Annotated in this window: 22 protein-coding genes; 10 read left to right on the plus strand and 12 right to left on the minus strand. The window is 43.3% G+C overall.

Annotated elements, in window-relative coordinates; all coding sequences use genetic code 11:
• Positions 1-30: 30 nt before the first annotated feature.
• The 10 genes from BN8908_RS12250 to BN8908_RS12295 form a co-directional block, all read right to left on the minus strand.
• Positions 31-690: a 3-oxoacid CoA-transferase subunit B gene (locus tag BN8908_RS12250; RefSeq protein ID WP_021987082.1), complete on the minus strand. Its 660-nt coding sequence runs from the start codon at positions 688-690 to the stop codon at positions 31-33.
• Between the two features lie 17 nt (positions 691-707).
• Positions 708-1,502 carry a lysine 5,6-aminomutase subunit beta gene (gene kamE, locus BN8908_RS12255; RefSeq protein WP_021987081.1) on the minus strand — a complete coding sequence of 265 codons (795 nt, stop codon included), beginning with the start codon at positions 1,500-1,502 and terminating at the stop codon, positions 708-710.
• 163 nt (positions 1,503-1,665) lie between these two features.
• The gene (kamD, locus tag BN8908_RS12260; protein WP_068690839.1) at positions 1,666-3,213 is read right to left on the minus strand and encodes a lysine 5,6-aminomutase subunit alpha; all 1,548 of its coding nucleotides are present in this window, start codon (positions 3,211-3,213) and stop codon (positions 1,666-1,668) included.
• A gap of 12 nt (positions 3,214-3,225) precedes the next feature.
• On the minus strand, positions 3,226-4,632 hold the full coding sequence (kamC, locus tag BN8908_RS12265) for a lysine 5,6-aminomutase reactivase ATPase KamC (RefSeq protein ID WP_068690841.1): 1,407 nt from the start codon (positions 4,630-4,632) through the stop codon (positions 3,226-3,228).
• A gap of 5 nt (positions 4,633-4,637) precedes the next feature.
• Positions 4,638-5,651 carry a lysine 5,6-aminomutase reactivase subunit KamB gene (kamB, locus tag BN8908_RS12270; RefSeq protein WP_316245211.1) on the minus strand — a complete coding sequence of 338 codons (1,014 nt, stop codon included), beginning with the start codon at positions 5,649-5,651 and terminating at the stop codon, positions 4,638-4,640.
• A 40-nt stretch (positions 5,652-5,691) separates the two neighbouring features.
• Positions 5,692-6,942: a lysine 2,3-aminomutase gene (gene kamA / locus BN8908_RS12275; RefSeq protein ID WP_068692270.1), complete on the minus strand. Its 1,251-nt coding sequence runs from the start codon at positions 6,940-6,942 to the stop codon at positions 5,692-5,694.
• A gap of 177 nt (positions 6,943-7,119) precedes the next feature.
• Entirely contained in the window at positions 7,120-8,160 is a 1,041-nt protein-coding gene (gene kdd, locus BN8908_RS12280; RefSeq protein WP_068690843.1) for an L-erythro-3,5-diaminohexanoate dehydrogenase, read from the minus strand.
• Positions 8,161-8,203: 43 nt separating this feature from the next.
• A complete protein-coding gene (kce, locus tag BN8908_RS12285; RefSeq protein WP_021987075.1) occupies positions 8,204-9,031 on the minus strand; it encodes a 3-keto-5-aminohexanoate cleavage enzyme in 828 nt (275 codons plus the stop codon).
• Positions 9,032-9,080: 49 nt separating this feature from the next.
• Entirely contained in the window at positions 9,081-9,467 is a 387-nt protein-coding gene (kal, locus tag BN8908_RS12290; protein ID WP_021987074.1) for a 3-aminobutyryl-CoA ammonia lyase, read from the minus strand.
• A 32-nt stretch (positions 9,468-9,499) separates the two neighbouring features.
• Entirely contained in the window at positions 9,500-10,147 is a 648-nt protein-coding gene (locus BN8908_RS12295; RefSeq protein WP_021987073.1) for a CoA transferase subunit A, read from the minus strand.
• A 226-nt stretch (positions 10,148-10,373) separates the two neighbouring features.
• Here BN8908_RS12295 and ndk point away from each other — a divergent pair, with 226 nt between their 5' ends.
• Together ndk and BN8908_RS12305 are read left to right on the plus strand one after the other, a co-directional pair.
• Complete coding sequence (gene ndk / locus BN8908_RS12300) at positions 10,374-10,838, plus strand: nucleoside-diphosphate kinase (RefSeq protein ID WP_021987072.1); 465 nt, start codon at positions 10,374-10,376, stop codon at positions 10,836-10,838.
• Between the two features lie 131 nt (positions 10,839-10,969).
• Entirely contained in the window at positions 10,970-11,842 is an 873-nt protein-coding gene (locus BN8908_RS12305) for a DUF3078 domain-containing protein (RefSeq protein WP_068690849.1), read from the plus strand.
• Positions 11,843-11,963: 121 nt separating this feature from the next.
• Here the strand turns inward: BN8908_RS12305 and BN8908_RS12310 are convergent, their stop codons facing one another.
• Entirely contained in the window at positions 11,964-12,434 is a 471-nt protein-coding gene (locus tag BN8908_RS12310) for a DUF4268 domain-containing protein (protein ID WP_021987070.1), read from the minus strand.
• A 103-nt stretch (positions 12,435-12,537) separates the two neighbouring features.
• Here BN8908_RS12310 and BN8908_RS12315 point away from each other — a divergent pair, with 103 nt between their 5' ends.
• Genes BN8908_RS12315 through BN8908_RS12325 form a run of 3 tightly spaced genes read left to right on the plus strand, consistent with a single transcriptional unit; the run spans position 12,538 to position 15,590 of the window.
• Positions 12,538-13,143, plus strand: coding sequence for a ribonuclease HII (locus BN8908_RS12315; RefSeq protein WP_021987069.1), 606 nt, complete (start codon positions 12,538-12,540; stop codon positions 13,141-13,143).
• A gap of 49 nt (positions 13,144-13,192) precedes the next feature.
• Positions 13,193-14,704, plus strand: coding sequence for a GH3 auxin-responsive promoter family protein (locus BN8908_RS12320; protein WP_021987068.1), 1,512 nt, complete (start codon positions 13,193-13,195; stop codon positions 14,702-14,704).
• A gap of 4 nt (positions 14,705-14,708) precedes the next feature.
• Complete coding sequence (locus tag BN8908_RS12325; RefSeq protein WP_187373431.1) at positions 14,709-15,590, plus strand: class I SAM-dependent methyltransferase; 882 nt, start codon at positions 14,709-14,711, stop codon at positions 15,588-15,590.
• A gap of 74 nt (positions 15,591-15,664) precedes the next feature.
• On the opposite strand, the gene BN8908_RS12330 is transcribed toward BN8908_RS12325, so the two are convergent.
• The gene (locus BN8908_RS12330; RefSeq protein WP_068690850.1) at positions 15,665-17,851 is read right to left on the minus strand and encodes a glutamine synthetase III family protein; all 2,187 of its coding nucleotides are present in this window, start codon (positions 17,849-17,851) and stop codon (positions 15,665-15,667) included.
• Positions 17,852-18,251: 400 nt separating this feature from the next.
• Between BN8908_RS12330 and BN8908_RS12335 the strand changes: the two genes are divergently transcribed.
• The 5 genes from BN8908_RS12335 (at position 18,252) to BN8908_RS12355 (ending at position 25,901) form a co-directional block, all read left to right on the plus strand.
• Positions 18,252-18,779 (plus strand): RNA polymerase sigma-70 factor, encoded by a 528-nt coding sequence (locus tag BN8908_RS12335; RefSeq protein WP_068690851.1) that lies wholly within the window; start codon positions 18,252-18,254, stop codon positions 18,777-18,779.
• A 102-nt stretch (positions 18,780-18,881) separates the two neighbouring features.
• Positions 18,882-19,895, plus strand: a complete 1,014-nt coding sequence (locus BN8908_RS12340; protein WP_021987064.1) for a FecR family protein — start codon at positions 18,882-18,884, stop codon at positions 19,893-19,895.
• A 12-nt stretch (positions 19,896-19,907) separates the two neighbouring features.
• Positions 19,908-23,573: a SusC/RagA family TonB-linked outer membrane protein gene (locus tag BN8908_RS12345; RefSeq protein ID WP_082989255.1), complete on the plus strand. Its 3,666-nt coding sequence runs from the start codon at positions 19,908-19,910 to the stop codon at positions 23,571-23,573.
• Between the two features lie 19 nt (positions 23,574-23,592).
• Complete coding sequence (locus BN8908_RS12350) at positions 23,593-25,032, plus strand: RagB/SusD family nutrient uptake outer membrane protein (protein WP_161945871.1); 1,440 nt, start codon at positions 23,593-23,595, stop codon at positions 25,030-25,032.
• A gap of 29 nt (positions 25,033-25,061) precedes the next feature.
• A complete protein-coding gene (locus BN8908_RS12355) occupies positions 25,062-25,901 on the plus strand; it encodes a substrate import-associated zinc metallohydrolase lipoprotein (RefSeq protein ID WP_021987061.1) in 840 nt (279 codons plus the stop codon).
• Positions 25,902-25,904: the final 3 nt, after the last annotated feature.

Below are 25,904 nucleotides of genomic sequence, written 5' to 3' on the forward strand. Positions count from 1 at the left end.
CAAGATAAAACACCCAAACTTTCTCACATATTAATTTGCCATCAGCTTCAAATCAGGCGTAACGATCAATTCTGCCTCCGTTGCTGCCTGCACCTGCTCTACGGTAAATTCCGGATGTATTTCACGCAATACAAGGCCGTGAGGAGTTACCTCAATCACCCCCATCTCCGTCACAATCAAATCGACCTGTCCGGCTGCCGTTAAAGGCAACGTACATTTTTTCATGATTTTCGGATTTCCTTTCGCCGTATGCTCCATAGCCAGAATCACTTTTTTTGCTCCGACCAGTAAATCCATCGCCCCTCCCATACCCGGCGTCTTCTTACCCGGAATCATCCAGTTCGCCAAATCACCTTTTTCATCAACCTGTAAAGCTCCCAATATACTGACATCCACATGACCTCCCCGGATAATACCGAAAGAAGTGGCACTGTCAAAACTGGAAGCCCCGGGTAAAGCCGTAATATATCCTCCTCCTGCATTGGTCAATTCCGGGTCTTCTTCACCTTCTGCCGGAGCCGGTCCCATTCCCAGCATACCGTTTTCCGTCTGCAAAATTACATTTACCTCCTTCGGCAAATAATTCGGTACCAGTGTCGGGATTCCGATTCCCAGATTAACGACATCTCCGTCTTTCAGTTCCATAGCAACCCGCTTGGCTATGACCTGCTTTATCTGATCTTTTTCCATAATTTGTATGTTTTAAATTACTCTTTATTTTGCAATCTGTTCCATAATTCCTGTGCAATAAACGAAGCTACATCGTCAGCATAAGTGTTCATGCCGAAACCGGCATCATATCCCAGCTCCTTAGCCAACTCATGAGAAATACGAGGCCCTCCGCAAAGCAACAGCAGTTTGCTTCGTAAGCCCTCGGCTTCCAGCATCTCAACTAATTCCGTGAGATTTTTAACGTGCACGTCCTTCTGCGTCACCGTCTGCGACACCAACAAAGCATCGGCTCCCAGCTCAATGGCTTTGGCTATAAACTCTTCATTGGGTACCTGACTTCCCATATTCAACGTCTCGAACATATCGTAACGCTCCAATCCGTAATGTCCGGCAAACCCCTTCATGTTCATAATTGCATCAATTCCCACCGTATGGGCATCCGTTCCGGTGCTTGCACCGACAACCACAATTTTACGACCGATACGGGTCCGGATAAAATCGTCGGTTTCGGACATACTCCAACGTGTCGATTCCACCTTCGGAACATGAATATTCGTATAATCCACCGTATGGGTACAACTACCGTAACAATTGAAAAAAGTAAATCCTTTCGTCAACTCTTTATGAAATACAACCAACGGATTTTCGAATCCCATCTTCTTCATCAATTGCTTGGCGGCTTCAATGCCTTCCTCCCCATCCGGAACCGGCAAGGTAAAACTAATCTGCGTTTTACCGTCATTCATCGTATCCCCATAGGGTTTTATCTTTTTCAGGTCCAGGGTTTGATCGAAATCATTCACCTCTGTTGAATATAATCCTCCGCTCATATTTTATATTTTAATAATAAATACCCCATTCATAATTAACCGATATATTCAAATATCGTAATAATCTTTATTTTAGTAAATTACAGTATTGAAGCGTAAAGTTTAATATGCCAGTAGACGTATCAGATTTACAACTTCATCCGTCTTCCTCAAATTGTAAATATCACTGTTTCATGATCTTTACAAACGGATTATAATAATTACCTCCTTTTTCCGTTACGCCGTCCAATCCTTTTCCGCCGTTTCTCGGACGCTTGACATCGGCAAAAATTCCTTTCTCGAGCGCCGTAAACAATCCTTCCGTCTCCATTTCCTTCAACAGAGCAATGGCTTTATCCAGCACCTCCGCCGCCCGTTTCCGGATAATACCGTCTTTCTTATATTCGATCTCATCCCCGATATTCCGCATATTATTAAATATATAGCGGGCATTCTCTATGGAAAGATAACGATCCGACATAAAAGGCGTATGAATGGCTTCCGTCGGCATTCCCAGCAACTGAATACCCTGAGAAGTCCATATACCGACCATATTGAACAAAGCATCCTGTATATGTCCCCGGAAAATATTTCCCGTCATAAATTTGGTCGGAGGCATATATTTCAACGTAGCACGGGGAAAAATCTCCCGGATCATCTGAGCTTGTGCCAACTCCAGCAAAAAGCCGTTCTCTAACTCCGGGTCCATTTCAAAGGCATGTCCCAACCCCATCTGTTCTTCCGGTAAACCGGCCAATAAAGCCAATTGCTCATTAATCAAATCCGAAGCCAATACGGTATGAGCCTGTTCCACGGCATCCGCCGTCGTCAGATAATTGTCTTCGCCGGTATTGATAATCACGCCGGCAAAACCGTTGATAACCCGGGACATATACTGATCCACCAGTGTCCGTTGCATATTGATATCCCGGAATAATATTCCGTATAAAGCGTCATTCAGCATTACATCCAACCCTTCCAAAGCTCCCATTGCCGCAATTTCCGGCATACATAAACCCGAACAATAATTACAAAGACGTATATAACGTCCGACCTCTTCTCCGACTTCATCCAGCGCTTTACGCATAATCCGGAAATTTTCCTGCGTAGCAAACGTTCCTCCGAACCCTTCTGTCGTTGCTCCATAAGGAACATAATCCAACAAGCTTTGTCCCGTCGTCCGGATCACGGCTATAATATCAGCACCCTGACGGGCTGCTGCCTGCGCCTGAACAACATCTTCATAAATATTACCGGTAGCTACAATCACATATAAGTAAGGCTTAGGGCCTTCTCCTAAATTTTCCAGATAAGCTGCCCGCTTTTGCTTCCGTTTAATGATTCTTTCAATCGTCGAAGCAACATAAGGTTCCAAAGCCTTTTGAATCTCCTCTGCCGAATGAAACGGCAAACGGGTAATATCCAACTCTCCTTCACCCACAGCTTCAGCTATCTCCTGCGGATCTTTACCCGTAGAAATAATTGCATTCCCCAGAAAAAACAACACGCCCTGCCCCAATACACCTTTTTCCTTCAATTCACTCACCAATACATTCGGCAACGGTACGGTATTCGCATCCACACCGTCTATCCCAAGCAAACGGCATAAAGTTCTTTCGACAGCGACAGTCGTATATTGCTCTACGAACCCTTGTACACCGTCGGCAATCTTTCTGGCCAGTTCCTTGGCATGGCCGACCTTCTTAAAATCCAGTCCTAATTTACTCTCCATAGTCCGAATATCTTATTTTTTAATTCTATTTTCTTTTTCCATAACCCGTCTTGCTTTTTCAAGCAACTCTCCGTCGACCCCCAATATCTCGGCGATCCGAATCGCCTCCCGGGGAACTTCTTCCCGCTCTTCTTCCACCAATGAATAATCAATAAACGAAGTAACATTCGCTAATGTCAAAGCACCTTCTATCTTTTCTTCCCGAAAACCTCTGACACGCAATCTTCTGCATCTCCCTTCAATACCGCTGTAATGAGTCGTAATCAACACCGGAACACCGGCTCCCGCCAATAGTTCTACCACCCCACAAACAAGAGCACGTCCTTCCGCAGGATTCGTCGTCCTTGCCAATTCATCTATCAACACCAATATTTTTCTTCCTGCTTTAACTTCCCGGATAATCCTGTCCACACATAACATTTCCGCAGCAAACGAAGATAAACCGCTCAACTCATCCTGCCCGTCCCCGCTACTGATGGCAACTTCCGCCACGGAAGCCACCCGGGCACATTTTGCCGGAACATAAAATCCGAACTGACACAGACATTGGGACAAAGCTACACTTTTCAACAAAACCGTTTTACCGGCCATATTGGCTCCGGTAATTAAAGTGACCTCCGGACGGATAACTATGTCCACAGCCTGATAATCCTTACCGTTTCGTTGCAGATTATCTTTAATTTCCGGATGAAACAAACCTTCATAAGCTGTATAAACTTCACCCCCCTCAACACAAACTTCCGGACGACACAGGTCCAATTGCACCGCCAACAAAGCTTTTGCCTGCAAAACATCCAAATGAGCAACTCCCTCCAAAGCTTTGGACAGCGACTCTTTATATCCCTGAAGTTTTACAGTCAATTCACCCCGGACCCGATCTTCAATCTCCACACTTTTAAAATATAAAGCTTCTGTCACCTCTTCTTCCCCTGCTGATTTTTTCAGCCGGATCTCCTTCCTTAAAGCCGCTAAATCCGGAGAATAAACATCATAAATATAGAAATGGGATATTCCGGTATTTTCCGGATCGAGCAAAACAAAAACAGCCGTCAAATCCGGTAATTCTACCACCGGACAATATTCTGTAAATGCCCTGATCTCAACAACTGCCGAAGCAAAATTTTTGATTTCGAAAAGCTCCAGGTCATCCAATACCGTATTTTCCGATAAACGTTTAATCGTACCTCTGATATTTTTAACACGCTCCAGTGCCTTCCGGAACTTACAAGTCAAAGGCGGATTTGTAGCGGCTACCCGGATAATTTGCTCCGTTTTCTCCAATTCTTTTTCGATTGTTTCAGAACATTCCATCCATGGCTGATGCAATATCCTCTCCCTGCCGACACCGGAACGGAGCTCCAGCCTGTCAATCAGATAACGGAATCCGCTGATTTGTTTTATCGCTTCCCTTACTTGCATCTCTATCACTTACTTTTCATAGTTCTCACATCGTATACCGGTATTTTCAAAGCGGCTTCCAAAGCTTCCCGGAGACGAACGGAATTCAGGCAAAAACCTGAAGGCGACATTGGATTTACCGTCACTCCCAGAAGCCTGGAACGCCGAAGAACCTTTACACGATTCCCTTTATGCACAAAAAAATTATAAGTTTCCGGTAAAGCAAACATGCGGGTAAAATCCTGAATAATCAATTCTACCGGCAAGGCTTGCGTCCGTAAAAAATTCAACAAATTATCACTTACAACCCCGGCGACATACAGACACCTCCCATATCGGAAGACGTCTGCCTTATACCGCTCCAACATCAATGCCGAGGGAATTCCCAGATCCCTGACAACGCCCTGCCCGTCAACCGCCCAAATACCGCTTTCCTTTTCTTCCAATTGCCGGCCGATTTGCGGCTCAACCTCTTCTAAAGAAATCAGATCATACACATATTTGGTCTTGTTGACCAACTGGGGTATCGTTCCGGAAACGGCTGCACCTGTAGCTAAAACAAGCCCCTCACAAACAGCAGGCGAACCGTGGCTGAAACGGGACAATGCCCCGTCAACAATTGTCAGACCGACCTCCCATCTCCCCATTCCCGAAATCAATTCTTTCAAACCGGCAGTATCGGGCGGCCCCGAAAGTAAAACTTTACCTCCCGTTTTAGCCCTGGCTGTCACCAAACGTCCCAGTGAAGTGCGCCGGTCACTGATATCCAGCACCTCGGCAACCAACCGTCTTGTTCGATAATGTTGCTCGGTCGTTACGAAAACCATGCCTTCGTAAAGTTCGATTTCCGGCTTCGCTATCTGACAGACCTGATCCCTCTTCTCTCCATCTATACCGATAGAAGTCAATGCAATCGTCCTGCCCGAATCCTTCAATTCCTGTAATATATAATTCAGGCTTTCCGTCTTACCGGTATTCTTCTCCAAACCGATAATCGACAAACTCTTACATCTCAATATATCTTCTATCCAAGACATCATCTGCTCTCCTCCGTCAGGAATCACTGCAACAATGAAAAAATCATCCTTTCGCCAACAAATTCCGGTTCTTCCGATCCAGATCGTTCGGCTCTATCGACAACCTTGTTCCTTTCAATAACTCCGCAACCCCCTCCGTTTTCCGGACTTTTTCACATTCCTCGCAATAACATTCGTCTTTGTAATCGGAAGGTTCCGTATAAGTCGTCACAACTCCTTCAAAATTCCGTAAAACGACCCGATTCGGACTTTGAGAAATCATATACGTCGGCATAACCGGAATCTTACCGCCTCCACCCGGTGCATCCACAACGAATGTCGGTACGGCATAACCGGAAGTATGACCGCGCAAATTTTCGATAATTTCAATACCTTTCGATACCGGGGTGCGGAAATGTCCGATCCCCATCGACAAATCACATATATAAATATAATAAGGTCGTACCCGAATACGTACCAGTTGTTGCACCAATCTTTTCATGACATGAGTGCAATCATTGATTCCCCGCAATAATACCGATTGATTTCCCAAAGGTATCCCGGCATCTGCCAAACGGGCACACGCTGCTGAAGATTCCTCCGTGATTTCGTTCGGATGATTGAAATGCGTATTCAACCAAATCGGATGATACTTTTTCAACATATTTACCAATCCTTCTGTAATACGTTGAGGTAAAACCACCGGAGTACGGCTCCCGATACGGATGATTTCAACATGCGGAATTGCCCGCAAGCGCTTGATAATATCTTCCAAACGCCCGTCGCTCACCAATAAAGCATCTCCTCCCGACAACAACACATCCCTTACTTCCGGGTGAGCCGCGATATATTCAATTCCCTTATCAATACGCTCCGAAGGGGCAGCACAGTCATGATGCCCGGCAAAACGCCGCCGGGTACAATGCCGGCAATACATCGCACATTGATCCGTAATTAAAAACAATACCCGATCCGGATAGCGATGTGTCAACCCCGGTACTGGAGAATCCCCATCCTCATGCAAGGGGTCCAGCAAATCTGCCGGTGATTTATGTAGCTCTTCTATGGTCGGAATAGACTGCTTACGGATCGGACAATGCGGATTGTCCGGATCAATCAAGCTCAAATAATAAGGAGTAATCGCCATACGTAACGTTTTCAACGACTCGCGTACCCCTTCCTCTTCCTCTCTTGTCAAACGGATATACTTCTTTAGCTGCTCCAAAGTTTCTATTCTGTTTTTTACCTGCCAATGCCAGTCGTTCCACTGTTCATCGGTTACTTCCGGAAAAAACTCTTTTCGTCGGCTTGTCATAGCACTTTGTTTTAATAATAATGTTCCATTCAATCCAATCCGGTCCGAAATAAATTGCCCGATAGCAACCATACTATCCGTTTACCTTGTTCTGATCCGCTCCGGCTCAACCATTATAAACAATCCGGATAGCACGAAGCTATCGGCCACAATCTCTAACCCCAGACTTTTAAATTCTTAAGCATACAATTCCGTAAAAATTTTACGCAATTCCTCACTCTCACGCAGTTCCTGTAAAGTGATTTCAGCATGTCCTCTGGTGTATCCGTTACCAATCAACATCGTTACATCACTACCAACCCCTTCTGCTCCCAAAGCTGCTTTCGTGAAACTTGTCGCCATAGAGAAGAAATAAACCAATCCGGTATCTTTCGTACAAAGAATACTGGTCATTTCCGTATCCGTAATATTCACATTATTAATAGTAATATCACACATTTCTCCATTGGTCAACTCTGAGATTTTCTCCATCACCGAAACCGGTTGTGTCGCATCGGCAGAGAATACATAATCACAGAAACCGAGCTTTTGCAAACGCTCCGTACTCTTTTGACTATGACACAAACCGATCACTTTACCGGTCACTCCGGCTCTCTTTTTAGCTTCATAACAGCACAACATACCCGATTTACCGCCGGCACCGATAATCAACACGGTGTCTCCCGGCTTTACCAATTTAGCCGTCTGGGCAGGAGCCCCGGCCACATCCAATGCAGAAAGAGCCAGTTTCTCAGGTAAATCAGCCGGAATTTTAGCATAAATGCCGCTCTCGAACAAAATAGCTTTTCCGTCGATGTCCACCTGATCCACATCCGCGCGAATTTCTTTGATCTTATCAATTCTCAAAGGAGTTAATGACAGAGACACCAAAGTGGCAATTTTATCTCCGACCTTCAAATCCGTTTTTCCGATCAAAGCATCTCCGATCTTTTCCACGGTTCCCAACAACATACCTCCCGAACCGGTTACCGGATTCCGGTGTTTTCCCTGCTTGGCTACGATATCCAGCATAATCTCCGCAATCTTCGCTTTATCGCCCTTTGCCTGCTCGTGAATCTGAGTAAAACTGGCCGAATCAATATTCAACGTCTGAACATCAATCAATATTTCGTTATCGTATATTTCATCCATATTGTTGTCCAACTTATTAGCCGGTTGAGGCAACACACCTTTCGGTTCAATCACTCTGTGGGTTCCGTATTTATTTCCTTTTTTCATAACAATATATAAGTTTAATAGTTAAAATTCAATTGAAAAATGATTACACTCTTGCTTTCAAGCCCAATATCTGCCGGGCTTCATCAGGTGTCGCAATCTCACGTCCGAACTCTTTTGCCAAACGCACCACCTTCCCGACAAGTTCCCCGTTCGATTTAGCCAATACACCTTTCGACAAATATACATTGTCTTCAAAACCGACTCTGACATGCCCGCCGTCAACGATTGCACAAACCGCCAAAGGAAATTCGTACCGGCCGATCCCGGCAACGGTATAAGTCGCATCAGAAGGAATACTATGGCGTAAAAAAACGAAATCTCGGATGTCACCGCCGATTCCCCCATTCACGCCCATCACAAAATCAAAATGCATCGGAGCCTTGATAAACCCTTTCTTATGCATCCGTAAAGCCATTTCTATCATACTCTTATCAAAAACTTCCAATTCCGGCTTAATCCCCAACTCAATCATGCGTTGTCCGAAATAACGAATCGTATTCTCGGTATTCATAAACACTTCATCCCCGCCGAAATTCAACGTCCCGCAATCCAGAGTAGCCATTTCAGGATGTAACTCCGTCGGTTGCAAACGTTCGTCGTCAGTCATTCCCACAGCCCCCCCCGTTGAAGGCTGAATAATCACATCCGGACATGCCTCCCGAATAGCATCTATAATCACTTTGAAACGAGCCTTATCCTGTGTCGGTGTTCCATCGTCATATCTGACATGCAAATGAATGATACTTGCTCCGGCATCATAAGCCGAACGGGCCTCCCGGACACATTCCTCCACAGTGTAGGGAACAGCCGGGTTATGTTCTTTCAATACTTCAGCTCCGCAAATGGCAGCAGTTATAATCAATTTTTCCATAACTTATCCTTTAATTTATTTCTTCCTTAATCTCTACAAAGCGAACTATTTATCCTTTCCGTTGACATTTTTTCGGAACGACACAAGTACCGCTCGCCCGACATACAACGACAGGTTCTTCCAGGAAATCCGCAGCAGATTCTGATATATCCGTCCGGGTAATTACTACCTTACGGGCTTCAAATACCATCTTACGGGAAGAATTTCCGACATGTACAATTTCCCCTGTAGCTTCGATATAATCTCCGGCATACACCGGCGCTAAAAACTCGATATTGTCATAACCGGCAAACAATCCCTCATCCCCGTCATGCTTTATCAACAATTCGGTAGCTACATCTCCGAACAATTGCAACATACGTGCACCATCGACCAAATTACCGCCGTAATGGGCATCGTGTGCACTCATTCTCAATCTTATCAATGATTTTTCCATATTCTCTATTGCTTAAAATTGTACATGCGTTTTTACTTCTCAATAATATAGTCGACAAAAATTCCCGGTGTCTTCACTAATTCCGGAAACAATTCCCCGACTTCTACCAAATCCTCTATCTCCGCTATAACCAAATCCGCAGCACTCGCCATTAAAGGATTAAAATTCTGAGAAGTACCTTTATATACCAGGTTCCCGCTCTTATCTCCCAAACTGGCACCAACCAAGGCTATATCTGCCCGTAAAGGTTTCTCCAACAAATATTCTTTCCCATCGACCTGAACAACCGGCTTTCCTTCCGCAACAATCGTTCCCATACCTGTCGTCGTCAAAAAACCGCCTAAACCGGCCCCTCCGCAACGCACTCGCTCTGCAAGTGTCCCCTGCGGAACAAATTCAATTTCCAATTCACCGCTATTCATCTGCTCACTGGTACACGGATTCGTACCGATATGAGAAACGATCAATTTCTTCACTTGCTTATTGGCAATCCATTGTCCCACCCCTTTATCCGGGAAAGCCGTATCATTACAAATCAAGGTCAGATTTTTTACTCCGCTTTTCGCCAGAGCGTCAACGATTGCGTTAGGGGTTCCGTTAGCCAGAAAACCGCCTACCATAACCGTCATCCCATCTTTCACCTGTGCTACAGCCTTTTCAATTGATATAAATTTGTTCATGGCCTATTATTATATAAGTTTGTTGTTAAATATTATACACCTATATCGATTTTTGTCAAATTTACAAACATTACCAGAAAAAATGAATTATTTAAAACATTTTTTTCTAATTTAGATTTGTTCTAATTATTTCCTTATATACCAGATTCTCTGGATAACATCCACATAAATTAAACCCGGTTTCTTTATTTTACTTATCTTAGCTACACAATTAAAACTGAAAATTATGACGAACAGAACTTTCACCATTATCAAACCCAATGCCGTCGGCCAGCAACATACCGGAGAAATACTGACAATCATTGAAAAAGCGGGATTTCGTATTCTGGCCCTTAAAATGGTTTGCCTCAGCCGTTCCGACGTCGAGAAATTTTATCACATACATAAAGAGCGTCCGTTTTTCCGTACGTTGAGTCTCTTTATGACTGCCGGCCCTATTGTAGTAGCCGTACTCGAAAAAGAAAATGCCGTTGCAGACTTCAGAGCCCTAATCGGTGCTACCGACCCGGTAAAAGCCGCAGAACATACCATCCGTAAATATTTTGCAGAAAGCAAAACCCGTAATGCCATTCACGCTTCAGACAGCGACGAAAACGCAGCCTGGGAAGCCTCTTTTTTCTTTTCCGATAAAGAAATCATAGAAACCAGGTATCAGCTTCCCATTCCAGCCGAAGAAATCGACAAAGACTAAAAAAACAGAGGGGCCGTTCAGTTGCTCCTCTGTTTTTTTATACCTCCATACACAAGTCCTGCATTTATTCCTAACCTTCCCACCTCCCGATTCGTAGGAGTAAAAAACTCTGACTTATAAAAATTACAATTATGAAAAAAAGTATCTATATTATTTTTTTCCTCATCGGGAATTACTGTACACTTTTGGCCCAGCCCGGACAAAACCCTTACTGGGAACGGAAAGGAATAACAGCCTTCAATCTTTCGCAGGCAAGCCTAAGCAGTTGGTCTGCCGGGGGTGAATCCGCCCTGGGACTCGATGCCCTGCTGAATTATTCCGCTGATTTCAAAAAAGAACGGCATCTGTTAAATAATCGCCTCGAACTGGCTTACGGATTAAACAGGACTGAAAGCAACGGCACACGCAAAACGAATGATAAAATATACCTCTCTTCCACCTACGGCTACCAAATGGCCAAAAATTTTTACCTCAGCGGATTGCTTACCTTCCAGACCCAATTCGCCAAAGGTTACAACTATGAGGTTTCCAGAGATTCCTTCATTTCAAAATTCATGGCTCCGGCCTATCTGATGATCGGAGCCGGTGTCACCTGGACTCCCAAACCCTATTTTACAGCTACTTTTTCGCCGGCTTCCTGGCGGGGCACCTTTGTCGCCAACAACCGGCTATCGGATGCAGGGGCATTCGGTGTCAAAAAAGGAAAACACCTTCTTTCCGAATTCGGAGCCAATCTAAAAGCCGAAGTTCAATACGAATTTCTGAAAAATATGACGATCTACAGCCGGGTAGATCTTTATTGCAACTACCTGGATCAACCGCAAAATATCGACGTCCGATGGGATGTACTTCTAAACATGAAAATCAACAATTGGTTCTCGACAAACCTGACCACCAACCTCATTTATGACAACGACGTAAAAATCACTCAAAAAAACGGCAGTGCAGGTCCCCGCGTACAATTCAAAGAAATTCTGGGTGTCGGACTTCAATTTAATTTATAAACCAAACCACTCTAAATACGAAACGAAACCTATTAATTGTAGATTTTAGATTGACGATTTTAGATTATACCCACACCCCTCCCCTGGAAAAAAGGAATCGTCAATCTAAAATCATAAATCCTCAATTATTCCCCGCATTCCCCTTAAGCCGTTCATTTATCAAATCCCGGTATTCCCAATAGGCTTCCTCCAGCAATATCATCTTCTCCACAAAAAACGCATAAATACCCTCCCAATCTTCCGCACGCAAGACATCCACTCCTGCCAACTCAAAATAAACAGCACTGACAGTCCGGTCATCTATTCCGGCATAATCTTCCTCCCATTTCAAATCCTCCCCGCAACTTTCTCCCATCAACTTACGGTAAGAAAGAAAACATTCATACACCTCATAGCGTCTCAATGGATTTTTATGGTCAATCTGAAACAACACCAAAGCTTTTTCCCGGTCGGCATAAAATTTCAACTGAGTACATTTTATTTTCACACCCGTCAAAACCCAATGCCGGTTAACCCGGCGCTTAGCACAATACCGTTTGAAACCATTCCAGAAATTTATCCGCAATTCTTTTACTTCTTCCTTACTCAACATAATTCGACAGAAAACCTGAGATTAAAATTTGAAAATATTATTTTTGCAAAAATATGAATTATTTTATCGCTCTGCGACAAAATAATCATGTAAACCTCAAGTTATGTTACAATTGAAATACAAAGGCGAAGCCATCGAAGCCGGTTGTGACGAAGCCGGAAGAGGATGTCTGGCCGGGCCGGTATTTGCAGCGGCAGTCATTCTACCCGACAATTTCTATAATGAACTGTTAAATGATTCCAAACAATTATCAGAAAAACAGCGCAACCAACTCCGGCCCATCATCGAAAAAGAAGCGGTAGCCTGGGCTGTAGCAGCCATCAACAATCACGAAATCGATGAAATAAACATCCTGAATGCATCGATCATGGCGATGCATAAAGCCCTGGATCAATTGCACATACGCCCGGAACATATCATCATTGACGGAAACCGGTTCAAAAAATACCGGGACATTCCTCATTTATGTATCGTCAAAGGAGACGGTAAATACATGTCCATTGCCGCCGCTTCGGTTTTAGCCAAAACCCACAGGGATGAATATATGGAAAAAATGGACAGAGAATTTCCAATGTATAACTGGAAACAAAATAAAGGCTATCCGACCCTGGAACATCGGGAAAAAATAAAACAATTCGGGATCACTGATCTTCACCGAAAAAGTTTTAATTTAGCAGACCCACAATTAAAATTGAATTTTGAAGATTGAATAAAACCGAAAGGGCAAAAACCATTTTTAACCCTCAACCTATTTATTTATGGCGTTTATCAATTCACTCATCTCACTGTTCATGCAAAAGCGCTTAAATCAGATTGACAATTTCAAAGCCAATCCGACCGAAACGCAACGCAATACATTAAGGGAATTACTTTTGACGGCAGCCAATACGGCATACGGACAGAAATACGATTTCAAATCCATTCTGACGGCAGAACAATACCGGGAAAGGCTGCCGATTGTCCATTATGAGGATATCAAAGACCTGATTGCCCAAACCATGGAAGGCACACAGAATATATTGTGGCCGGAAGATATCAAATGGTTTGCCAAATCCTCCGGTACGACAGACGCTAAAAGCAAATTCATCCCCGTTTCTCCTTCTTCTCTGGAAAACTGTCATTTCCGGGGAGGGAAAGACATCATAGGTATTGTCAATCGCTTGTATCCGGACGCTCAGGTCTTCGGGGGTAAAACACTGGCTTTAGGCGGAAGCAGCGAGATCAGCTCGACGAACAGCAACTGCCAATACGGAGACCTCTCTGCTATTCTGATCTCCAACACCCCCTTTTGGGCCAACTTCATGAAAACACCGGATGTCTCCATCATGCTGATGAGCAACTGGGAGGAAAAGCTCGAAAGGATATGCGAAACGACAATCAAAGAGGACGTTCGCTGTCTGGCGGGAGTACCTTCCTGGTTTTTGACCCTGATCAATAAAATCCTGGAAAAAACAGGAAAAAGCAACCTGCATGAAGTGTGGCCGAACCTCGAGCTTTTTATACACGGCGGAATCAGTTTTATCCCTTACCGGGAACAATATAAGAAGCTACTTCCCAATCCGAAAATGAAATACCTGGAAACCTATAACGCTTCCGAAGGTTTCTTCGGCATTCAGGACGATCCGAACGATACCTCTCTTTTGCTCATGCTGGACTACGGTGTATACTACGAATTCATACCAACCAGTGAATTGGGTAAATCACAACCTCAGGCTCTGCTGCTGGAAGAAATTGAAAAAGACGTCAACTACGCACTGGTTATTACGACAAACGGAGGACTCTGGCGATACATGATCGGAGATACGATCATGTTTACTTCTACCGATCCCTATAAATTCAAAATCACGGGACGGACAAAACTGTTCATTAACGCTTTCGGCGAAGAACTGATCATCGACAATGCGACGGAAGCCTTACGGATTACCTGCGAAAAAACGGACTGCCATATACTGGAATTCACAGCAGCCCCTATTTTTATGAATGGAGGTAAAAAAGGTGCACACGAATGGCTGATCGAATTTGAAACCCCACCGGCCGACATCGAACAATTCGCATCCATACTCGATACAGAGCTTCAAAAATTGAATTCCGACTATGAAGCCAAACGGCTATTGTCTCTGGAACGACTGAAAATTCATATGGCCCGCCCCAATTTATTTAACGACTGGTTAAAAGGCCAGGGGAAACTAGGCGGCCAGAATAAGGTTCCCCGATTGTGGAACGACCGTAAACACATCGACCAATTACTTGAAATGAACTCTTATTCCTGAATGTATGGATATAAAATTACAGACGCCCGGCAATTGGGAAGATTACGAATTGCTCGACAGCGGCAATTTTGAAAAATTAGAACGCTTCGGGCAATACATCATAGCACGCCCGGAACCACAGGCCATTTGGAACAAATCCTTATCCGATTCGGAATGGACACAACGGGCACATGCCTATTTCCGCAAAGACAAACGCAATGAAGAACGCGGCGAATGGATCTGCAAGCCGAAAATGCCTCAACAATGGTTTGTCAACTACAGCCAGGGAAAAATGAAACTCCGTATGCGGCTTGGCCTGACCTCCTTCAAACACGTCGGTATATTCCCGGAACAAGCTGCAAACTGGGACTTTATATATGAACAAATCCACAAAATCGGTAACAATGCCCGGGTATTAAACCTCTTTGCCTATACGGGAGGAGCTTCTTTGGCAGCCCGCAGTGCAGGCGCCGACGTCACTCACGTAGACTCGGTAAAACCGGTTATCAGTTGGTCGCGGGAAAATATGGAAGCATCCGGTATAGACGGCATCCGGTGGATAGTAGACGATGCCCTGAAATTTGTCCGCAGAGAAGTAAAACGCGGGAAAAAATATCAGGGCATCATCCTGGACCCTCCCGCTTACGGACGAGGCCCGGATGGTGAAAAATGGATATTGGAAGAAAACATTAACGAACTGTTAAGCCTGTGCGGTCAATTGCTGGCCTCCCACAACAGCTTTCTGGTACTGAATCTCTATTCCATGGGATTGTCCGCATTACTCGCCCGTACTGCCGTGCGCCAACTGATAGGAACATGCACCGGAGAACAATTCGGAGAACTCTATTTTACGGATCATTTCGACAAATCTTTACCGTTAGGAGTATATTACCGTTTTTGGAGATAAATAAAAATGTCCGGAAAGACAAATAAAAACAAAACTTTGAAAAAAACAGGGAAGTAACCTCCCTGTTTTTTGTTCTATTTAGAAAATAAAAGCTCCCGGTATTTCGGTAAAGGCCAAATCTCATCGTCCACCAATAATTCCAATTTATCAATATGATAGCGTATCTTATCCAGATAGGGTTTCACGGTTTCCGAATAAGACTCCGCACGCTCCACTTCATTCTCATACGTATTATTAGCAAGCTTACGGGCTTCTGTCATATCATTGACCATCGTTTTGATTTCCTTAATATGCATGGAAATCTCCTTGATCGACTCCAACTGAACATGCCCGACTTCCGCATACACGTTGGGTAAAATATCTTTCAAACCTTTTACGTTATCGATCAATGTATTTTGATAAGCAATAGCTGTAGGTATAATATGATTCAAAGCCAAATCACCCAATACCCGGGATTCGATCTGTAATTTTTTCAGATACGTCTCGTTTTTAATCTCAAAACGGGCTTCCAGTTCCCGTTCTGTAAAAATACCGTTATCTATGAATAATTTCTTCGCCTTTGTCGACAGATAAGCCCTCAACGAACGCACACAACCGCTCTCGACAGATAAGCCCCGCTTTTGAGCTTCTTCTTTCCATTCCTTACTGTATCCGTTACCTTCAAACCGGATTTTTTTACAGGCAATGATATATCTCCGCAAAGTCTGAAAAATAGCCTCGTCTTTCTTTACTCCTTTATCGATCAACGCATCCGTTTCCTGCTTAAAAGCCACCAACTGCTCGGCAACTGCAGCATTCAAAACGATCATTGAAGCTCCGCAATTCGCCGAAGCCCCGACAGCCCGGAATTCAAAACGGTTACCCGTAAAAGCAAAAGGAGACGTACGGTTACGATCCGTATTATCCCGCATAATTTCAGGAATCTTTCCCACATTCAATTTCAGTTCGGTTTTCTCATCCGGACTCATTTTCTTACTGCTCACCTTCGTCTCGATTTCATCCAGAATAGAATCGAGCTGCTGTCCGAGAAATACCGACATAATTACGGGAGGAGCTTCGTCTCCACCCAGTCGGCGTTCATTCCCCAACGATACGATGCAAGCTTTAAACAAAGCTTCGTGTTCTAAAACAGCCTTAACCGTCGTTACCAAAAATACCAGAAATTGCATATTCGATTTCGGATTCTTTCCCGGAGACAATAAATTCACGCCGGTATCCGTCAATAGAGACCAATTATTATGTTTTCCGGAACCATTGATCCCCTTAAAGGGTTTCTCATGCAACAACACCCGGAATTTATAATGACGGGCCACCCGTTTCATTGTCGACATCAACAACTGATTGTGATCCACAGCCAGATTTACCTCCTCAAAAACCGGAGCCAGTTCAAACTGATTAGGGGCACATTCATTGTGACGGGTCTTTGCCGGAATTCCCAAACGGTAACACTCATACTCCAATTCATCCATAAAAGCATTCACTCGTTCGGGAATCGCACCGAAATAATGATCTTCCAACTGCTGATCCTTAGCTGCCGAATGTCCCATTAACGTACATCCGCACAACTTCAAATCAGGACGTGCATTATACAACGCCTCATCCACCAAAAAATATTCCTGCTCCCACCCCAAAGTGGCAATAACTTTTTGCACGTCTTTATCAAAATACTGGCATACATCGACAGCAGCTTTATCTATCCATGCCAATGCTTTCAGCATCGGCGTTTTATAATCCAGCGCTTCCCCTGTATAGGCCACAAACACCGTAGGAATACAAAGGGTGCTGTTATTGATAAATGCCGGAGAACCCGGATCCCAAGCCGTATATCCACGCGCCTCGAATGTATTGCGAATCCCCCCGTTCGGGAAACTCGATGCATCCGGTTCCTGCTGCACCAACAACTTCCCGTCAAATGCCTCGATCACATCTCCGTCCTTCAGAATATCGATAAAACTATCGTGTTTCTCTGCCGTAGCCCCGTTCAAGGGATGAAACCAATGCGTATAATGTGTCGCACCCTTCTCCACAGCCCAGGCTTTCATAGCCGCTGCCACCTGATCAGCCAGCATCCGGTCGATACTTCCTCCCTCAAACATAATCTTCTCCAGCTTCCGGAACGCCTCCACTGACAGATAATGCCTCATCTTTTCCATCGTAAACACATCCATCCCGTACACCTCCGTTACCCGTTGCTTCTTTATCTTTTCAACCGGTCCACGGCCGGCCATCTCCTTTAATGCCGAAAATCTGATTTTTGCCATAAATTAAATGATTGAAATATTAAAAATTAGAATTCCCCACCTTCATTTATGATGCAAATATAATAAAAACATATATTTTTCACGTTTACCCCCCCTATATTTTTAAGCATAGTTTATAAAAACATCATTTTACGGCAAACACCCCTATAAATATCAGGCTAAAGATTCTAAAAAGTACTTTTCAATCTCAGCATAAGACTCTGTTCCGAATACTCGCAAGAAAATGCCAAAATTACGAGCATTGCAAATACATAGCCAAAATCATTTAAATAATTGAATTTTATATATATACAATTTTATCTTTCTTTTTCTTTCTTCAATTTATAAACATAATTTAAGTGCATATAAATTATTTTTCACATATTTGAAACTTTTATAAGTTTTTGAATACAAACAAAGCATGAAAGCCAAAAAAAATAAACATCTAGACAATCAGATATTTAACTTTCTGTTTATTACTTATTATAAACAATTATGTATATACGCCTACAATTACATACATGACATTGAAACCGCCAAAGAATTAGTGCAGGACGTATTCATGAAATTGTGGGAAAAAGTACTTTCTGAAGAAAACCATTCTTCCTTTAAATCTTTCCTTTACACTTCAGTCCGCAACGCAGCCATCGATCATCTCCGGCACAGTAAAACACACTCAGAATACGAGCAAAAAATTCTGGCTTACTGCAATGATAAATATCTCATATTCGATGAAATCATCATCAATGAACTGGAAGAAAAAATTAAGGATACGATTCAAAAATTACCTCCCCAATGCCGCAAAATTTTCGAAATGAACCGATTCGAAAATAAAAAATACAAAGAAATTGCAGAAGAATTACAAATTTCTGTAAAAGCCGTTGAAGCCCAGATCAGTAAAGCTCTTTTATTTCTAAAATCCGAGCTAAAAAATTTCCTGGATTCCTAAAAGATATCCATTTTTTCAAAATCCGACCTAGGGTAAAATACCTGTTGATTCGTTATATGTTATATTAAAATAACAAAAATAAATAACTATAAACGAATCGTTATGAACATCGAATTCAATGAACTTTTACTAATAAAATACTTTTTAAAAAAATCCACTGAACAAGAAAACAAATGTATTTACGAATGGTTGACAAGCGCTCCGGAACATAAAAAAGAGTTCAACCGTTTAAAATTCATCTGGCATATCTCATCCATAAAAAACCTTTATCAAAAAACAGACACTCTTCATGACTTACAAGAACTGAAGAACAAACTATACAGGCGGAAAAACCGGTGGGAGAAAATCCGGTGGATAAGTTACACATCAGTAGCCGCCGTTTCTGTTATAATCATTCTGTCATCCTTATTCGGGGATTTAATAAAAAGTCCATCGCTCCAAAACAAACAGCAAGCAAGCTCCACGGAAATATTTATTCCTAACGGCTTGGAAGGCAATATAACACTTGCAGACGGAACCAAAGTATGGCTAAACTCCGGAAGCCGTATTATTTATCCCGAAAATTACTGCGATACCAATCGGAATATTTTTTTAGACGGAGAAGCTTATTTTGAAGTAAAATCGGATAAAGCACATCCTTTCAAAGTAGAAACTTCTCTGGTGAGCGTGATCGTTACGGGAACCCGCTTTAACCTCTCTTCCTATGCCGATGATAACACCATTGAAGCCACATTATGCCAGGGAATCATAACCATGCGTTTTAAAGACTCTCAATCCGAACAACAAGACCTTCGTCTAAATCCCAATGACAAAGTAACTTACCACAAAATAAACCGAAAAATCGGTAAAGAGATCGTCAACGGTCAACAGGAAACATCCTGGAAAGACGGTATTCTAAGTTTCAAAGAAATCCCGCTTCGGGAAATCGTCAGGAAATTGGAGCGCAAATTTAATGTAACAATCCGCATTAGGGACCGACAAGTCGGAGAATATACCTATACGGCAACTTTTGAAAAAGGAAAAGGATTACAAGCTATCCTTGAAATTATAGCTACTTCTGCCCCTATCTCCTTTCAAAAGGAAAAAGACGGTTCGATAACCATACTACAAACCTAAAAACTAACATTTATGAAAAGAAAAACAAAAGCGTGGTACAGGGATACATCACACTCCCGACCTCATCTATTCCGAATGTTTCGATTTTATCTGCTCTTATTCTTTACATCCTTTCTAAGTTTTCAAGCACTGGCAGGTTACAGTCAGAAATTCACCTTCAATTTCGAAAAAATCCAAGTACAAAAAATACTGGAAAAAATTGAAAAACAAAGTCAATATTATTTTGTATACAATCATCAACGGGTAGATGTTTCCCGAATCGCAAGTCTAAAAATAAAAGAAGAAAGCATTGAAAACATTTTAAACAAACTGTTTAAAAACACGGACGTTCACTATTCCATTGTCGATCGGCAAATCATACTTTTTAAAAAAGAAGACAGAGATTCCAACAAAAGTGCAGACTTTCTTTCCATGCATAAAACCGATTCGACAAAACAGTATAACGATACAACGAAACAAAAAACTCCGGCTATTTTAAAAGGAAAAGTATTGGACGAAACGAAACTACCTTTACCGGGAGTAAATATCATCTTCAAAGGAACCCAACGTGGTACCATTACCGACGTAGAAGGTAACTTCTCGATCAAACGTCCAGCCGGCGGAAAAGTCATTGTCGTCTCGATGATCAGCTACAAAACCCAGGAAATCGAAATCGGAAATCAGACTGATATTACCATTGAGCTCCAGCCCGATGTAAAAAGTCTGGACGAAGTAGTGGTCACCGGCTATCAAACCGTGGACAAACGTACTTTTACAGGTTCGGTATCCAAAATCAATGTCGATCTGATTTCACAGGGTGGCTCCGGAGATGTCGGTAAAATGCTACTGGGAGCCGTAGCGGGTGTGACTGTTGAAAATACCAGCGGAACTTTCGGAACCAAATCCAAAATCCGCATCCGGGGAAATTCCTCTATCAGCGGTAATCAGGAACCGTTATGGGTTATCGACGGGGTGGTACTGGACGACCCGATCAATGTCAATCCCAATCAACTCTATTCGGGAGACGCCAACACCCTGCTTAGTTCCGCCATTAGTGGAGTCAATCCTGATGATATCGAGGACATTCAAATCCTGAAAGATGCCTCAGCAACCGCCATGTACGGAACACAAGCCGTAAACGGAGTGATTGTCGTTACAACTAAAAAAGGGAAAGTAGGCCGGACAAGCATCAATTACCGGAATAATTTCACGATAAATCTGAAACCGTCTATTAGTGATTTCAACGTCATGAACTCCAAAGAGCGGATGGAATTCTCGGAAGAGATGTTCCAGAAGAATCTGATGAACTTTACCGATCTTAACCGTAGTTACGGAGCCTTCGGCCTGTTACTATCCCGGTTATCAAATAAAGAGATCACCTGGGATCAATACGAAGAATCGATACAAAGAGCCAAAACTTACAATACCGATTGGTTTGATGTCTTGTTCCGGAATTCCCTGGTACAGGAACATAGCATCAGCGTAAGCTCAGGAACCGAGAAACAACAGTATTATATGTCTGCCAGTTACTACCATGACGACGGACAAGTCAAAAACCAGCATACCGACCGTTTCACCGCCAGTATGAAAGGCACATTCAATATTAACAGAATATTCTCGGTCACCGCCAGCTTATACGGCTCTATCCGTGACCAAAGAATCTTTGGTACCCAATCCGCCACCGAGAGTAACGGAATTGTCAGCCGGGCCTTTGATATCAATCCTTACAATTACGCGATGAATACCAGCCGGGCTATGCGGCCATACAACGACAACGGGGAATACGAATACTATCTCTCCCGTTACGCACCCTTTAACATCCTGGAGGAACTGGACAATAATTTTATCGACCTCAAAGCCAGGGAAATCAAATTCCAGGTAGACCTCAATCTGAAAATCACCCCGACATTGACATACTGGGGCTTAGCTTCCGGTCGTATGACCAACAGCTATAGCGAACATATCGCTACCGAAGAATCGAACATCGCAAAAGCCTACCGGGCAGCCGACCAGCGTATTCGCGACTACAACGACCTTCTCTATAATGACCCTGACGATGACAATCAATATCCCGTAACGGTTTTACCCCGGGGAGGTATTGCCGAAACAGACATGGTTATGGGAGAATTCTACACGGTCCGAAATTCGTTAAACTGGAAAAAAGTATACCCTCTTCATAGTTTCGATATAATGGGAGGAACAGAAATACGGGCAAAAACTTATCGAACCGACTATTATAAAGGCTGGGGATTTGAATATTTAAAAGGAATGACTGCTTCCCCCATGTATACCGCTATCAAGCGCGATCAGCTCACCAGTTCCTCACCCTATTACTACAAAGGCAAAACGGTTAGCCGTGAAGTCTCTTTCTTTGCCAATCTGGCATATTCGCTGAATTCGAAATACAATTTTACCTTTTCCATTCGTTCGGACGGCTCCAACCGTCTGGGCAAATCCGAAAAATTCAGGTTTCTTCCGATCTGGGTTATCGGAGGTAGCTGGAACATCGACCGTGAGAACTTCCTGCAGAAAACAGAGTGGCTGGATTACCTGAAATTGAGAGGCTCTTACGGATTAAGAGGAAACATCAGCAATCTGGGTAGTCCGGAAATGAAAGCCTATTACTATACCACCGCCCGCTTCGAACCGGAGGCCAATGAAACGTATATCTACATTTCGTCCCCCGACAACCCTAAATTACAATGGGAAAAAGAGAAAATGTACAACATCGCCCTGGAATTCGGTCTATTCGAGCGTATTAACCTGACCCTGGAGTATTATAACCGTAGAAATTACGACCTGATCGGTTATGTAGCCGCCTCTCAGGTCAGTGGTTTTACTCACCGCACCATCAACTGTGCCAGTATGCGTAACCAGGGATTTGAAATCACATTGAACACTCATAACATTAAACTGAAGGATTTTGACTGGAATACCGTTTTTACTTTCGGGTATAATAAAAATACAGTACTGGACTTAGTTTATTCGACCAACGTGGCTATCCTCAGTGCAGACAGAGGAGGCGCACAGAAAGGCAAACCCATTAGCGGACTCTATGCCTTCCGGTATGCCGGCCTTACGAATGATGGTATTCCCTTGTTTTACAACGAAAAAAATGAAAAGACAAATGTAATCAGCACTTACGATCAAAATATCAGCATGCTGCAATACGAGGGCAGTCGGGAACCCTTAGGTTCCGGGGGATTTACCAATACCATCCGCTACAAGGGATTGAACCTCTCCGTCTTGTTTACTTACTCGTTCGGAAATAAAATCCGTTTAAACCCACTGATCTCGAACTATTACAACGATGTCTCTGCTTTAAGTGGCGACCTGGTCAACCGCTGGACCACCCCAGGAGACGAATACCACACCAACATACCGCGTATATTCGAACAAGAAACCCGAGACCGGTTAACCGCATCCAATGCCGACCCGGTCCTGTTTTATAACCGGAGTAATTTACGTACTGCCGACGGCTCGTTTATTCGCCTGAAGAGCATCACGCTAAGTTACTATCTACCTGACCAATGGATGAAAACCTTAGGCATAGCATCGGCACAACTGAAAGCACAGGCACAAAACGTAGCTTTGTGGGCCGACAAAAAGCTCAAGGGGCAAGACCCGGAAGCTTTGATTACCGGTATAGGTATACCGTCTCCCAAAACGGTATCCCTGGGATTATCCGTTGATTTTTAATCTTTAAACCATGAAAATTATGAAAACATTTATCCATATCATCACACACCATTGGAAAATTCTGGCATTTGCCTTCTTAGCTATTGGATGCTCTGATTACCTGGGAGAAAGTCCGGACAATCGCATACAACTAACCGAAATCGAAGACTATAAAGCACTGGTAACCAATGCCTACCCTGGAGCCTACCATCTTTTTACCGAGATCATGACGGATAACTACAAATATTACGACTATCCGGGTACCAATAACATCACAATAGTCGAATGGTTTAAACCCATGTACATCTGGTCGGATAAATACATGCAAATTCTGGCCGTAGGTCCGGCCAGAGCCTGGGAATACTATTATGGTGAAATCTACAAAACGAATGAAGTACTGAAAGGGATCGACAATGCCGAGGGCAAAGACGAAGAACTGCGAAACCAGGTAAAAGGCGAAGCTTTATTGCTCCGGGCGTATTGCCATTTTATGCTGGTAAACCTTTTTGGGAAACAATACAATGCTTCTACCGCGGCAACGGATCTTGGAGTTCCTTATACCACCAAGCCACAGGAAGACAACGTTGCCGAATACCCCCGGGATAACATCAAAGATGTTTACGACTGGATAGAACGGGATGCTCTCGAAGGAGTTGCACTTTTGGTCGACAAAAAAGTAAACGTACCCAAGTACCATTTTACCAAAGCTTCTGCTTACGCTTTTCTCTGCCGCTTCTACCAATTCAAAGAAGATTGGGATAACTCTATCAAATACGGAGAGATGTCACAAACCCTCAATTCAACCGTCAGAGAATTCGTCAACGATTACAACGCAACTTTTGCCAAAGGAGACTACGATGAATTTGCCAACTCCTATTGTTCAATCAATAAACCTAACATCTTATTGATGAACAAAGTTCTGGAATTTAACTCTTACACGACCAACGGATATTATTCCAACGAATTCTGGGCAACAGCGTATGAAACAAATGATTACCGGAATAAAATACACAACCGCTATTATCCTACAACTCCGATTTACAAATGTCGGAAATTCCGTAATGTCAGTAATGGTGGTTACCGATATTCGGATGTAGCTCTGTTCACCACAGAAGAAGTGATGCTGAATCTTGCCGAAGCCTACACCCGAAAAACAGAACCGGACCATGAAAAAGCCATATCCCTGCTGAACAAGATCCGCGAAAAACGCTTTGTCCCTTATACACCGCTCACCTCAGCCGCTCTCTCCCTGGAAGGTGAACTGGGAAAAGTTCTCCTCGCCAAAGTACTGCACGAGCGACGGGTAGAACTTTGTTATGAAGGTTATCGTTGGTTCGATTGCAAGCGCTTCCAGATAGAAATCAAACATACCACAGAAACCGGAACCTACGTCCTGAAAGGGAATGATTTGCGTTATGTATTGCAAATTCCCGATGCGGAATTAAGTGCCAATCCGGCTATGGTACCGAATCCCAGATAACCATGTCTCACGCGATAAAAGAATATACCATGAAAAAAGAATATTTTCCGATACTTATTTGCCTGCTGGGCTTATTAATAGGGATGAACGGTTGTAACAAGGAAGAGGCCATTCCTTACGTTGCTCCTGAAAAAGACCCCGTTCCAACCAATGCTACCGATAGCATGATTCTGGACATTAAAAACAAATACCAATCCAAAATCATCTATAAATGGGATCGGCGTTATGTCAGTTCCAGTGCCAAGGCTTCGCCCGCTTTATTCGAAAAAGTACTACCCTATATCGGATTTATACAGGAATACTGGTTCGACGCTTACGACTCTTTATGTCCGGGATTTTCTAAAGACAACACACCTATTGAAATCGTTCTGGTGGGAAGTGTCGTCAGCTATGGTAACGGTTCGAGTAACGACGACAGTTTCGATGCTGCCGGACTGACCATGTCTTTCTCCCGGATTATACTGGGTAGTGTTAATAGTATAAACCTGACAAATAACACCTGGAAAAAAAACACGAGCGCAACCATGCACCACGAATTCGCCCATATCTTAGACAAAAAATACGGGCGTCCGTTCGGATTTGACAATATCTCCAAAGGACTATATGCAGGAAATGCCAAATACACGGCCTTCACGAATGAAGAAGCCAGAAAACGGGGATTCTGGAGAAATTACGGTATGTCAAATGAAGCGGAGGATTTTGCCACCTTCACGGAAGGCATCATCCTGCTACCCAAAGAAGAAGTCATGACTATCATCGCGGAAAACACAAGATTGGAAAACAAATACAGACTGGTATACAATCACTACAAAACTCTTGGCATCGACCTGCATGATCTGCATGATTACCTGGCTCGAAGATGGAATTAAAAC

This window comes from Culturomica massiliensis (assembly GCF_900091655.1).
Lineage (GTDB): Bacteria > Bacteroidota > Bacteroidia > Bacteroidales > Marinifilaceae > Culturomica > Culturomica massiliensis.